Here is a 12327-nt window from a genome sequence, read left to right as displayed (position 1 = left end):
TCAATGCGAGCCGGGCGCGGATTTATTCGTTGAGTTTGGCAAGGATCTTGTAGACCACGGTGGCCAGGATCATCAGCATGCCGATCCACATGGCGAACACACCGGCGTTCTTGTCACGGAAGTTGAAACCGATGGCCAGCAGAATCATTCCGCCGAGGATGGGAATGAGCATGGAGTGAAACGCAGACATCGAGATCATGGCGACAGCCTTGTCGAAGGGGATTATTCAAGTCTAGGTGGGTTTTCGATGGACGGTGCTGATGTGTATCAGAAATGAGCCGGTTCTACAGGCCGGAGGATCGCAGCTCCACGCTGCGATCCCGGCTGTTTCCTACGGCAATTCGCGGCTGGCGTAGAACGCGCTCAGCACTTTGACCAGGTGCGCCAGGTCGTGGCTGCCGCACAGTTCGCGGATCGAGTGCATGGCGAAGGTCGGCAGGCCGATGTCGACGGTGCGCACGCCCAGGTGGCTGGCGGTGATCGGGCCGATGGTCGAGCCGCAGCCCATGTCGCTGCGTACCACGAAGCTTTGCACCGGCACTTCTTCGGCCATGCACAGATGGCGGAAGAAGCCGGCGGTTTCGCTGTTGGTGGCGTAGCGCTGGTTGCTGTTGACCTTGATCACCGGGCCGGCGTTGAGTTTCGGGCCGTGGTTGGCGTCGTGTTTCTCGGCGTAGTTCGGGTGTACGCCGTGGGCGTTGTCGGCCGAGACCAGCAGGGATTTCTGGATGGTGCGTACGAATTCGTCGCCTTCCGGCAGCAGACGGCGCAGGGTCTGTTCCAGCATCGGGCCGTCGGCGCCGCAGGCCGAGCAGGAGCCGACTTCTTCGTGGTCGTTGCACACCAGCACGCAGGTTTCTTCGGTGTCGGCGGTCAGCAGGGCTTGCAGGCCGGCATAGCACGACAGCAGGTTGTCGAGGCGCGCGCCGGCGATGAAGTCGCCATGCAGGCCGATGACCGCAGCGCTCTGGGTGTCGTAGAAACTCAGCTCGTAATCCAGCACCACGTCGGCATTGAGGCCGTGTTCGCGAGCCAGTTGATCGGTCAGTACCGCGCGGAAGTCCACGCGCTCGTCACCGGCGAACTGCGCGAGAATCGGCGGCAGTTCGGTCTGGGCATTGATCGGCCAGCCCTGATTGGCTTCACGGTTGAGGTGAATGGCCAGGTTGGGAATGATCGCGATCGGGGCCTTGAAGTCGATCAGTTGGCTTTCGACCTTGCCGTCGCGGCGGAAGGTGACGCGGCCGGCCAGCGACAGGTCGCGGTCGAACCACGGTGCCAGCAGCGCGCCGCCGTAGACTTCGACGCCGAGCTGCCAGAAACCCTGGCGTTGCAGTTCAGGTTGTGGCTTGACCCGCAGGCACGGGCTGTCGGTGTGGGCGCCGACCAGACGGATGCCGTCGTGCAGCGGCGAGTTGCGGCCCATCTTGATCGCGACAATCGAGGAATCGTTACGGGTGACGTAGTAACGACCATTGGCTTCGGTGTGCCAGGTTTCGCGCTCGTCGAGGCGCACATAACCGGCGGCCTCCAGGCGTTGAACAAGGCTGGCGGTGGCGTGGAACGGGGTAGGGGAGGCCTTGAGGAAGTCGATCAGGCCTTGGTTCAACTCTTCGCGCATAAGAAGCTCCAGACAGCAATGGGCGGGAGTTTAACGCATCGGCCTGATGCTTGGGACATTGTGGCGCGTCAGAAAGGCGCCGGACATTCGAAGCGCAAACGCTCACCGGATTGAGGGTGCGTGAAGCTGAGCATGCTCGCGTGCAGGCACAAACGAGGCCAGGCGGCGAGGGCTTGTTCATGAGCGTAGAGGCCGTCACCGAGCAACGGATGACCGATCGACAGCATGTGCACGCGCAACTGGTGCGACCGGCCGGTGATCGGCGTGAGCTCGACGCGGCACCAGTCGCCACAACGCTCCAGCACGCGCCAGAAGGTCAGGGCGTGTTTGCCGAGTTCGTGATCGACCACGTGACGCGGTTTGGTCGGCGGGTCGTAGCGCAAGGGCAGGTCGATGCTGCCGCTGTCCAGTTCCGGCTGACCCCAGCAGAGCGCAGTGTAGGCTTTCTCTGTTTCACGATCGTGAAACTGCCGCGACAGTTCGCGGTGGGTGTCGGCGTCACGGGCGAGCAGAATGATCCCCGACGTTTCCCAGTCCAGGCGATGGACGATACGCGCTTCCGGGTAGCCGTTTTCCTGCAGGCGGGTGATCAGGCAGTCCTTGTTGTCGTCGGCCCGGCCGGGCACGGAGAGCAACAGGGTGGGTTTGTTCACCACCAGAACGGCGGCGTCCTGATGAATGATTTGGACGTTGGACAACGGCATTAAAACAGCCTCGTAACAAATGCCAACGGCGGCTCAGGGCCCCTCCGGTGTCGGAAGGGCCCTGAGCCGCCGTCGTTCCTGCCGGATCGACTCAGCGGTCTGGCAGGGTGATGTTGAGTTCCAGAATCGAGCAGCTGCCCTGGCTCTCCAGTGCCACGTGTACGTCGTCGTTGCCGATGTTGACGTATTTGCGGATCACTTCCACCAGTTCCTTCTGCAAGGATGGCAGGTAGTCAGGGGTGCTGCGCTGGCCGCGTTCATGCGCCACGATGATCTGTAGACGCTCTTTCGCGACCGAGGCGGTACTTGGCTTTTTGTTGGCACGAAAGAAGTCAAAAAGGTTCATTACCTACCTCCAAACAGACGCTCGAAGAATCCCTTCTTCTCGACATTCAGGAACCGGTGTTCTTTTTCCTTGCCCAGCAGGCGATCAACGGTATCGCTGTAGGCCTGGCCGGCGTCGCTCTGATCATCGAGGATCACAGGTACGCCCTGGTTGGAGGCCTTGAGTACGGCCTGGGATTCCGGGATGACGCCCAGCAGGCGTACGGCGAGGATTTCCTTGACGTCTTCGACGCCGAGCATTTCGCCTTTCTCTACGCGCTCCGGGTGGTAGCGGGTGATCAGCAGGTGTTCCTGGATCGGCTCTTCGCCGCGTTCGGCGCGACGGGACTTGCTGGCCAGCAGGCCGAGCATGCGGTCCGAGTCACGTACCGAGGACACTTCCGGGTTGGTCACGACGATCGCTTCGTCAGCGAAGTACATGGCCAGGTGCGCGCCTTTTTCGATACCCGCCGGGGAGTCGCAGACGACGAACTCGAATTGTTCCTTGAGCTCCATCAGGACTTTTTCCACGCCTTCGACGGTCAGTGCGTCTTTGTCGCGGGTCTGGCTGGCGGCCAGTACATAGAGGTTTTCCAGGCGCTTGTCTTTGATCAGGGCCTGTTGCAGGTTGGCTTCGCCGTTCACGACGTTGACGAAGTCATACACCACGCGGCGCTCGCAACCCATGATCAGGTCAAGGTTACGCAAGCCCACGTCGAAGTCGACGATCACTGTTTTGTGGCCGCGCAGAGCGAGGCCGGTACCGATAGCGGCGCTGGTGGTGGTCTTACCCACACCACCCTTGCCGGATGTAACCACGAGAATCTTGGCCAAGGTGTTTCACCCCTAAGGAAGAAGGACTGTTCAGCCCCTGAAAAACATCTCTAGAAAACTACTGCAGTCGGACAGCCTTGGCTGGAATTCGGCTTTTGGCCTTTTTCCTACTTCGTTTGAGCCGTTTTCGCTACGTTTTAGAGATGCTTGGAAAATGCGGCAGTATCCGTTAAAGCCGAATGATGTTCAACACGTCGCCCGACAGGCTGACCTGTACGCCCGAACCCCACATCGGATCGCGACGCAGGTCCTCGGAAACCTTGTAATGGCCTGCGATGGAGATCAGTTCAGCGCTCAATTGCTGACAGAAAATCCGCGCCTTGGTGTCGCCCTTGACCCCGGCCAGCGCACGACCGCGCATCGGGCCGTATACATGGATGTTGCCATCGGCGAGAAGTTCCGCCCCCGGACTGACCGAGGAAACCACCACCAGATCGCCACCTTGCGCATATATCTGTTGGCCACCACGTACTGGCGTGGTGATGACGCGGGTCGGTTTGACGGTTGGCTCCGGCGGCTTTTCCGGCTTCTTCGGGGCGACGGGTTCGGCGCTTTCCAGCGGCCGCTCACGGGCGCCGGATGGCGGCAGCACCGGGATGTCGATGGCGATGGCAGCGGCGATGTCTTCGATGCGGCTGGCGCGGATCGCCAGGGTGCGCAGGCCGTGCTGACGGCACACGCGCATCAGACCCGGCAGGTCGACAGCGCCTTCACTTGGCGGCAGTTTGTCCAGCGCCAGAACCAGCGGCGCGTTGCTGAAGAAATTCGGTGCCTGGGCGACTTTGGCGGCCAATTGCCGATCGAGGCTGTCCAGGTCGTTGCGGGACAGCTCCAGCACTGTAATGGCGAGCATGCTGCCCTTCAGCTGGAACACGGGATCTTGGTCTTTCGGTTCGGTTTGGCTCATGTCGGCATACAACGGCTTGTCACTAAAAGTGCCGAGACTTATAACGAGAACGCCCGCAGGCCGCAAGCCGGGTCGAACGATGTAGAATGCGCGGCCACTGTATTTACGGAAGCTTTAATGGATCGCCCGCGTTTTCGAAAAGCATTTCTTGCCCCACGCTTCTGGCCGCTCTGGTGCGGCCTCGGGCTGTTGTGGCTGATCGTGCAGCTGCCCTATCCGGCCTTGCTGGCCATCGGTCGTTTTCTTGGTGCCTTGATGTATCGCTTCGCCGGCGACCGGCGGCGCATTGCCAAGCGCAATCTGGAACTGTGTTTCCCGGAAAAATCCGCCGCCGAACGCAAACGCCTGCTCAAGGAAAACTTCGCCTCCACCGGTATCGCCTTCTTTGAAATGGCGATGAGTTGGTGGTGGTCGCGTCAGCGCCTGGCGAAACTGGCCCACGTCGAAGGCCTGGAGCACCTGCAAAAGGCCCAGCGCGAAGGCAAGGGCGTGATTCTGATGGCGGTGCATTTCACCACCCTGGAAATCGGCGCGGCGCTGCTCGGCCAGCAGCACACCATCGACGGCATGTACCGCGAACACAAGAACCCGCTGTTCGACTTCGTCCAGCGTCAGGGCCGCGAGCGGCACAACCTCGATTCGCTGGCGGTGGAACGTGACGACGTGCGCGGCATGCTCAAATTGCTGCGCGCAGGCCGGGCGATCTGGTACGCGCCGGATCAGGACTACGGCGCCAAGCAAAGCATCTTCGTGCCGCTGTTCGGCATTCAGGCCGCGACCGTCACCGCCACCAGCAAGTTCGCCCGTCTGGGCAAGGCACTGGTGGTGCCGTTCACCCAGGAGCGTCTAGCCGACGGCAGCGGTTATCGTCTGGTGATTCATCCGCCGCTGGAAGGTTTCCCGGGCGAGACCGAAGAGGAAGATTGCATCCGCATCAATCAGTGGGTCGAAGGCGTGTTGCGTGAGTGCCCCGAGCAATACCTGTGGGCACACCGGCGCTTCAAGAGCCGGCCACCGGGTGAGCCGAAGCTGTACGCCAAACGCGGTTGATTGACCCATCCCCATAAGCACCACGGAGCGTTGCGATGAGCCCAGCTGAACCGGTCACAGGTTTGATTCTTTCCGGCGGCGGGGCTCGGGCGGCGTATCAGGTGGGGGTGCTGGCGGCGATTGCCGAATTGCTGCCGTTGGGGGCGGACAATCCGTTTCCGGTGATCGTCGGCACGTCGGCCGGGGCGATCAACGCGGTCAGCCTGGCCAGCGGTGCGACTGATTTTCGCGCGGCCATCGAACGCCTTACGCTGTTCTGGCAAGGCTTTCGCAGCCATCGCGTGCTGCGCAGCGACTGGCCGGGGGTGATCCGCCAGGCCAGCCGTTTCGTCAGTCACAGCCTGTTGGGCATGGGCCGGCAAATGCCGGTGGCGCTGCTCAACAGTTCGCCACTGCGTCATCTTCTCAACGAAAAACTGCACATGCCCGGCATCGCCGAGTCTATCGCGCGCAAGCAATTGCACGCGGTGGCGGTGACGGCGTTCGGCTACGAGTCGGGGCAAGCCGTGACCTTCTATCAGGGCGGCGGCACCATCGATTCCTGGCTGCGTCACCGGCGCATCGGTGTGCCGACGCAGTTGTCGGTGGAGCACTTGCTGGCCAGTTCGGCGATCCCGCTGTTGTTCGCGCCGGTGAAGATCGGCGATGAATATTTCGGCGATGGCGCGGTGCGACAGTCGGCGCCGATCAGCCCGGCGCTGCACCTGGGCGCGAGCCGGGTGCTGGTGGTGGGCGTCAGCGGCAACCCGCGCGGTTTCGATCCGGCGCAACCGCTGGAACGCACCTACACCGGGCAGCAGCCGACGCTGGCGCAGATCGGCGGGCACATGCTCAACAGTACGTTCATTGATAGCCTGGAAAGTGATATCGAGTTGCTTCAGCGTCTGAACCAGTTCAGTCATCTGATGCCCGAAGGCACGCCGACCCGTGCGCTGGGGGTGGCGCCGGTGGAAGTGCTGGTGATCTCGCCGAGTCAGCCGATCGATGAAATCGCGGCGCGGCATCGTCAGGAACTGCCGGCGGCGTTGCGATTGTTTCTGCGTGGGCCGGGAGCGACCAAGACGAGCGGGGCAGGGGTGTTGAGTTACTTGCTCTTCGAGGCGGGGTATTGCAGCGAATTGATCGACCTTGGACGGCGCGATGCCCTGGCCAAGCGCGATGAACTGTGCCGGTTTTTGGGGATTAACGAGGCGGTGGCTCCCGCTTGAGATTTGGGGTGCCGCCATTCGCGAGCAAGCCCGCTCCCACATTGGTTTTGTGAACGACACAAACCGAATGTGGGAGCGAGCTTGCTCGCGAAGGCGTCCCTGAGGACGCCGCCGGATCAGAAGTGGAACTTCACCAGGAAGCTGGTCACGTTCTGATTGGTGGTGAAGGCCTTGGTGTCGTCGATACCGTACTTGTCTTTCCAGTAGTCGTATTCAACACCGACGTACAACTGCTTCTCGCCGAAATTCAGCGCCTTGCCCAGGTCGTATTTGACCTGTGGGTTGAAGTGCAGATTGGCGTGGTATTCGCCTCTGCTGTTGACGTCGTTGTCGACCACCCAGTCCATGTACCCGTCGATCAGGATGTTCGAGTCGCCCACCGGAATGGTGTAGGACCAGACCGGTGTGATCTGCCAGACGTTGTCACCCGGACGCGAGCCTTCGGTGTGACGCTGGTAGAAGTTCAGCTGGAAGTAGTCGAAGCCCGGAATGGCCAGGTCGAAGCCCGGGCCGATCAGGTAGGACTCGGTGTCACCCTCGCCGAACTCGTAGGTCATCGCCAGCAGGACGTCCTTGATCGGGCCGAACTCGATCTTCTGGTCGAGGACCTTGCCCAGCGAGATGCGTGGCTGGAACTCGCCGTAGTAGGTGTTCGGACCGTTGTTGAAGTCCTTGTCACCGTTGTAGAAGATCTTGTCGAGGAAGAAGAAGTTGTCCCCGTACTTCCACGCATCGGCGTGTTCGAAGGTCACGGTCTGCTGGATAGCCGGGTTGACCTTGAAGTCTTTACCGTAGAGGTAGGTCAGGCTGTTGTTCTGCCATTGCAGCAGGCCGTCGGCCATGGCCTGACCCCCTGCCAGCAGCGATCCCGCAAGCATCAGGCTGGTGCACATACGTTTCATTCGGTTGCTCCCAAAGTAGGTGTTCCACGTTTATTTTTTTGAGTCGGCGCTCTGGTGTGGCGCCTTTTTTCGTTGCAGCAAAAGTCATCCATCCGGTCAGCTTTCATGCTGTTAGCAAGAGCTGAGCCAAGGCTTTTCGAAAAGCAAAAAAACGCCCGTCGGCTGCTGAAAAACAGTCGATTGAGCGTGTTTTCGGGATGCCTCGGTACTGACCGCGGCCGGGATAAGTTGGCTTTTCGGTCAGGAATTAAATTCGGGCTTTTTTTTAGACCGAATTCAGGAGGCCGCGGAGAATACTGACTCAACGGCCAGGCCTCAAGTGCCCCGCAACAGAGCACCGACGACAGGTAGGGGGCACGGTTGCGGGTCATCTTAGAAGTGCACCTTCACCAGCAGGCTGGCGGTGTTCTGGTTGGTGTCGAAACTGTGGGTGCTCTCGACCCCGTATTTGTTTTTCCAGTAGCTGTATTCGGTGCCGACGTACACCTGCTTCTCACCCCAGCCGAGGGCTTTGCCCAGGTCGTATTTGATCTGCGGGTTGATGTGCAGGTTGGCGTGATAGGTGCCGCGTGAGTTCTGGTCGTTGTCGACCACCCAGTCCAGATAGCCGTCGATCAGCAGGTCGGAATTGCCCACGGGAATGCTGTAGGACCAGCCGGGAGTGATCTGCCAGACGCCGTCGCCGGGGCGCGGCCCTTCGGTCTGGCGGCGATAGAAATTCAGGGTGAAATAGTTGAAACCCGGCACCTTGAGGTCGAAGCCGGGGCCGATCAGATAGGCCTCGCTGTCGCCTTCGCCGTACTCGTAGGTCATGGCCAGCAGCACGTCCTTGATCGGGCCGAACTCAAGCTTCCTGTCGAAGATCTTGCCGAACGACAGGCGCGGGCTGAATTCGCCGTAGAACGCGTGGGGGCCTTTGTTGCGGTCTTCCTGGCCGTTGTAGAAGATCTTGTCGACGAACAGGAAGTTGTCGCCGTACTTCCACTTGTCGGCGTGCTCGAACGTCACCGTCTGCTGGATCGACGGGTTGATCGCGAAGTTCTTGCCGTACAGGTAGCTCAGGCTGTTGGTCTGCCACAGCAATAAATCGCCGGCCATGGCTTGCGATGCGGCCAGCAGGCCGCCGCTCAACAACACGTTGGTTTGAGTCCGGATCATCTGTTGCTCCCTCTTGTTTTTATTGTTTGAGGCAAAGCTGTCGCGAGGGGGCAGGCTTGGGCGAGCCCCCTTTTTTACTCTTCGGATCAGTGCGGGTGTGCGTGGCAGTCGTTGATCGCGGCGCGTTCGGCGCCGCCGAGAATGTTGAACAACAGGTTCAGCGTCAGCGCGCTGAGGGTGGCCATGGCGATCCCGCTGTGGGTGATCGGGCTCATCCACAACGGCAGGTGGGCGAAGAACTCCGGGCGCACCACCGGGATCAGGCCCATGCCGATGCTCACGGCTACCAGCAATTGATTGCGGCGGTCGCCGATGTCGGCTTCCTGCAGGATCTTGATGCCGGTCGCCGCCACCATGCCGAACATCGCAATCGCCGCGCCACCCAGCACTGCCGGTGGAATCGACGCCACCAGGAACGCTGCTTTCGGCAACAGGCTCAGGACGATCAGCAGACCGCCAGCGACGATGGTCACCGAACGGCAACGCACGCCGGTCATCTGCACCAGGCCGATGTTCTGCGCGAAGGAGGAGTGGGTGAATGTGTTGAAGAAGCCGGCAACGAACGATGCGCCGGCATCACACAGCAGGCCGCGACGCAACATGCGCGGGCAGACTTCCTGGCCGGTGATCTTGCCCAGCGCCAGAAACATCCCGGTGGACTCGACGAAGATGATCACCACCACCAGACACATCGACAGGATCGGTGCCAGTTCGAACTTCGGCATGCCGAAATGCAGCGGGGTGACGAACTGAACCCACGGCGCGTTGGCCATGCCGCTCAGGTCGACCATGCCGATGGCGCCGCAGAGCACGTAGCCCAGGCACATGCCGATCAGCACGGAAATGTTGACCCAGAAACCGCGCATGAAGCGGTGGATCAACAGAATGGTGGCCAGCACCAGTGCGGCGATGGCCAAGTAAATCGGTGAACCGAATTGAGCGGCGCCAGCGCCGCCACCGGCCCAGTTCACGGCCACGGGGAACAGCGACAAACCGATCGAGGTGATGACCGTGCCGGTCACCAGAGGCGGGAAGAAGCGTACGACCTTGGACATGAACGGCGCGATGATCATGCCGAAGAACCCGGCGGCGATGGTGGCGCCGAAGATTCCCTGCAGACCGATGCCGGGCATGCCGGCCATGGCGACCATACTGCCGACGGCGGCGAAACTGGCGCCCATCATCACCGGCATGCGAATGCCCATCGGGCCTATCCCCAAGGACTGCACGATGGTGGCGATGCCGGCGACCAGCAGGTCGGCGTTGATCAGGAAGGCGATTTCTTCACGACTCAGGCCAGCGGCCTGTCCAATGATCAGCGGTACCGCGATGGCGCCGCCGTACATCAGCAGTACATGTTGCAAACCGACCAGGATCAGTTGCAAAAGGGGCAAACGCTGAATGGCGGGTGCGTCGGGGATGCGCGCTTTGGACAGCTCGGACATGCAACACCTCGGATCTTTTTTATTCTTGTGATTAACAGCTGCCGGGTTGCTCACAGCTGTTTCTTTGCATCAGGTAAACCGCGTTGCGGCTAATCGCTGGCAAGCCAGCTCCCACACAGGCAGTGCAAAACCCTGTGGAAGCTGGCTTGCCAGCGATGCTTTTACTGCTTAGTTGGTCTGGGCTCCCTGGGCGATCCATGCACCGATCAGGTCACGTTCCTGCTGGGTCATCTGTGTGATGTTGCCCAGTGGCATGATCTGCGTGGTGATGGCTTGCGCCTGGATCCGTGCCGCGTTCTGGCGGATCTGCTCGGGGGTGTCGAACATCACACCGGCCGGTGCAGCGCTGAACAGCGGGCTGGTCGGTTTGGCCGAATGGCAGACCGCGCAGCGTTCCTGGATCACGTTGTGCACCTTGTCGAACGCAGGACCGGCGTTGGACGCCTGAGCCGGAGCAGCGGCCGGTGCAGCAGGAGCTGCCGGTTGTGCAGCTTCAGCCGGTTTCGCGCCACCACCCAAAGCCGTTTCCGGCAACGGCTGGTACTCGATTTTCGCAGGCGCCTTGGCCACGTCCGGAGCGGTCGACATCGGCGCAGGGCCGGTGACGTACGCCAGACTGATCATGCCTACCGCTGCCACTGGCAGGGTCCAGGCAAACTTGTGGCTGTCGTGACGGGTGTTGAAGTAGTGACGCACCAACACCGCCAACACCGCGATCCCGGCCAGGATCAGCCAGTTGTACTGGCTGCCGTAAGTGCTCGGGAAGTGGTTGCTGATCATGATGAACAGCACCGGCAGGGTGAAGTAGTTGTTGTGACGCGAACGCAGCAGGCCTTTGGCCGGCAGCGCCGGATCCGGCGTGCGGTTCTCGGCGATCGCGGCAACCAGTGCGCGCTGCGCCGGCATGATGATGCGGAACACGTTGCCGACCATGATGGTGCCGATGATCGCGCCGACGTGCAGGTACGCACCACGACCGCTGAACACCTTGCTGAAGCCATACGCCGCGCCGATGATCAGCACGAACAGGATGAAGCCGAGCAGGGCAGGTTTTTTGCCGAGGGGCGAATCGCAGAGGAAGTCGTAGATGAACCAGCCGGCGATCAGCGAACCGATGCCGATGGCCACGCCTTCAGGGCCGGTCAGGCCGCTGCCGGGTGCCACGAGGTAGAGCACGGGGTTGGAGTAGAACACCACGCATAGCAGCGCGATACCCGACATCCAGGTGAAATAGGCTTCCCATTTGAACCAGTGCAGGTTCTCCGGCATCGACGGAGGGGCCAGTTTGTATTTTTCCAGGTGATAGATACCGCCGCCGTGGATCGCCCACAGATCACCGGCAAGACCGGTTTTCGGGTTGACGCGGTTGAGGTTGTTCTCCAGCCAGACGAAGTAGAACGACGCGCCGATCCAGGCCACGCCAGTGATCATGTGAACCCAGCGCACGCTCAGGTTCAGCCATTCCAACAGATGTGCTTCCACAGTCTTTACCTCTCGCCTGTCACTCTTGTTGTCGAGTGATCAGACCTTCTCTTATTGGTGGGGGGCGAGGATCAAACGCTCATCCTCTTTGAAAAAATGCTCATCGCAGTTATTGCCTGTGCCACTGCGATCAACCACCAGGAAGTCATCCCGCTTTTCGATCGTCAGCACCGGGTGGTGCCAGACGCCGCGATGGTAATTGATGCCCTGCCTGCCGTTGGTGACGAAGGCGCGGACCAAGCCTGATACAGGTACATCGCCAAGTGGCGCGACCACGATCAGAAAGGGGTTGCCGAGCAGCGGAATGAAAGCCTGGCTGCCCAGCGGATGGCGTTCCAGCATGCTCACGGTCAGCGGCATGTCCTGCGCGTCGGCGCGGAAGATGCTGATGATCGCGTTGTCCTCAGGCGTCGCGGTTTCGACCGTCGCCAGTTTGTGGAAGCGCATGGTCGAACCGTTGTTGATCATGAAGTGATCGCTGCCGTCGGTTTCGATCACGTCACCGAAAGGGGCGAAGGCTTCTTTGGTCAGCGGTTCAATCGTCAGTGTGCGCATGCTGTTCTTCTTAATCTCTTGAAAATTGATCGTTCCCACGCTCTGCGTGGGAACGCTGCCATGGACGCTCCGCGTCCACTGTGACGCGGAGCGTCACGGTATGCATTCCCACGCAGACGGTTCGACGCCTCGACGTG

13 protein-coding genes are annotated in these 12327 nt (G+C 60.9%); 2 read left to right on the top strand and 11 right to left on the bottom strand.

All coding sequences use genetic code 11. The features are described 5' to 3' along the window. Positions 1-22: 22 nt before the first annotated feature. The 6 genes from CAF90_RS29605 to minC all read right to left on the bottom strand — a co-directional run bounded on the left by CAF90_RS29605 (position 23) and on the right by minC (position 4390). A complete protein-coding gene (locus tag CAF90_RS29605) occupies positions 23-199 on the bottom strand; it encodes a hypothetical protein (protein ID WP_165369545.1) in 177 nt (58 codons plus the stop codon). A gap of 132 nt (positions 200-331) precedes the next feature. Then, positions 332-1621, bottom strand: a complete 1290-nt coding sequence (locus CAF90_RS24905) for a M18 family aminopeptidase (RefSeq protein ID WP_085608813.1) — start codon at positions 1619-1621, stop codon at positions 332-334. Positions 1622-1689: 68 nt separating this feature from the next. Beyond that, positions 1690-2325 carry an RluA family pseudouridine synthase gene (locus tag CAF90_RS24900; protein WP_007960072.1) on the bottom strand — a complete coding sequence of 212 codons (636 nt, stop codon included), beginning with the start codon at positions 2323-2325 and terminating at the stop codon, positions 1690-1692. Positions 2326-2416: 91 nt separating this feature from the next. Then, positions 2417-2671, bottom strand: a complete 255-nt coding sequence (gene minE, locus CAF90_RS24895; protein ID WP_007960071.1) for a cell division topological specificity factor MinE — start codon at positions 2669-2671, stop codon at positions 2417-2419. After that, complete coding sequence (gene minD, locus CAF90_RS24890) at positions 2671-3483, bottom strand: septum site-determining protein MinD (protein ID WP_007960065.1); 813 nt, start codon at positions 3481-3483, stop codon at positions 2671-2673. Before minD ends, minE begins: the two co-directional genes overlap by 1 nt. A gap of 169 nt (positions 3484-3652) precedes the next feature. Next, the gene (minC, locus tag CAF90_RS24885; RefSeq protein WP_011333183.1) at positions 3653-4390 is read right to left on the bottom strand and encodes a septum site-determining protein MinC; all 738 of its coding nucleotides are present in this window, start codon (positions 4388-4390) and stop codon (positions 3653-3655) included. A 117-nt stretch (positions 4391-4507) separates the two neighbouring features. Between minC and CAF90_RS24880 the strand changes: the two genes are divergently transcribed. Then, positions 4508-5440 (top strand): lipid A biosynthesis lauroyl acyltransferase, encoded by a 933-nt coding sequence (locus CAF90_RS24880; RefSeq protein ID WP_007960061.1) that lies wholly within the window; start codon positions 4508-4510, stop codon positions 5438-5440. 35 nt (positions 5441-5475) lie between these two features. Continuing rightward, positions 5476-6648, top strand: a complete 1173-nt coding sequence (locus CAF90_RS24875; protein WP_085608812.1) for a patatin-like phospholipase family protein — start codon at positions 5476-5478, stop codon at positions 6646-6648. Between the two features lie 116 nt (positions 6649-6764). Here CAF90_RS24875 and CAF90_RS24870 read toward each other — a convergent pair whose 3' ends face one another. From CAF90_RS24870 to CAF90_RS24850, 5 genes are all read right to left on the bottom strand, one after another. After that, on the bottom strand, positions 6765-7550 hold the full coding sequence (locus CAF90_RS24870) for an outer membrane protein OmpK (RefSeq protein WP_007960057.1): 786 nt from the start codon (positions 7548-7550) through the stop codon (positions 6765-6767). A gap of 372 nt (positions 7551-7922) precedes the next feature. After that, positions 7923-8708: an outer membrane protein OmpK gene (locus tag CAF90_RS24865; RefSeq protein ID WP_011333187.1), complete on the bottom strand. Its 786-nt coding sequence runs from the start codon at positions 8706-8708 to the stop codon at positions 7923-7925. Positions 8709-8794: 86 nt separating this feature from the next. Then, the gene (locus tag CAF90_RS24860; protein WP_085608811.1) at positions 8795-10153 is read right to left on the bottom strand and encodes a nucleobase:cation symporter-2 family protein; all 1359 of its coding nucleotides are present in this window, start codon (positions 10151-10153) and stop codon (positions 8795-8797) included. 168 nt (positions 10154-10321) lie between these two features. Further along, positions 10322-11635, bottom strand: a complete 1314-nt coding sequence (locus CAF90_RS24855) for a urate hydroxylase PuuD (RefSeq protein WP_064378710.1) — start codon at positions 11633-11635, stop codon at positions 10322-10324. Between the two features lie 51 nt (positions 11636-11686). Next, the gene (locus CAF90_RS24850) at positions 11687-12190 is read right to left on the bottom strand and encodes an ureidoglycolate lyase (RefSeq protein ID WP_027613342.1); all 504 of its coding nucleotides are present in this window, start codon (positions 12188-12190) and stop codon (positions 11687-11689) included. Between the last annotated feature and the right edge of the window lie 137 nt (positions 12191-12327).

The sequence above is a fragment of the Pseudomonas sp. B37(2017) genome, assembly GCF_002112885.1.
Taxonomy (GTDB): domain Bacteria; phylum Pseudomonadota; class Gammaproteobacteria; order Pseudomonadales; family Pseudomonadaceae; genus Aquipseudomonas; species Aquipseudomonas paraglycinae.
This window is presented reverse-complemented; position numbering and strand designations above follow the sequence as displayed.

Bases quoted from the DNA above. Each gene is read 5' to 3' on its own strand.
- CAF90_RS29605 (WP_165369545.1), bottom strand. From the start codon at position 199: ATGATCTCGATGTCTGCGTTTCACTCCATGCTCATTCCCATCCTCGGC.
- CAF90_RS24905 (WP_085608813.1), bottom strand. From the start codon at position 1,621: ATGCGCGAAGAGTTGAACCAAGGCCTGATCGACTTCCTCAAGGCCTCC.
- CAF90_RS24900 (WP_007960072.1), bottom strand. From the start codon at position 2,325: ATGCCGTTGTCCAACGTCCAAATCATTCATCAGGACGCCGCCGTTCTG.
- minE (WP_007960071.1), bottom strand. From the start codon at position 2,671: ATGAACCTTTTTGACTTCTTTCGTGCCAACAAAAAGCCAAGTACCGCC.
- minC (WP_011333183.1), bottom strand. From the start codon at position 4,390: ATGAGCCAAACCGAACCGAAAGACCAAGATCCCGTGTTCCAGCTGAAG.
- CAF90_RS24880 (WP_007960061.1), top strand. From the start codon at position 4,508: ATGGATCGCCCGCGTTTTCGAAAAGCATTTCTTGCCCCACGCTTCTGG.
- CAF90_RS24875 (WP_085608812.1), top strand. From the start codon at position 5,476: ATGAGCCCAGCTGAACCGGTCACAGGTTTGATTCTTTCCGGCGGCGGG.
- CAF90_RS24870 (WP_007960057.1), bottom strand. From the start codon at position 7,550: ATGAAACGTATGTGCACCAGCCTGATGCTTGCGGGATCGCTGCTGGCA.
- CAF90_RS24865 (WP_011333187.1), bottom strand. From the start codon at position 8,708: ATGATCCGGACTCAAACCAACGTGTTGTTGAGCGGCGGCCTGCTGGCC.
- CAF90_RS24860 (WP_085608811.1), bottom strand. From the start codon at position 10,153: ATGTCCGAGCTGTCCAAAGCGCGCATCCCCGACGCACCCGCCATTCAG.
- CAF90_RS24850 (WP_027613342.1), bottom strand. From the start codon at position 12,190: ATGCGCACACTGACGATTGAACCGCTGACCAAAGAAGCCTTCGCCCCT.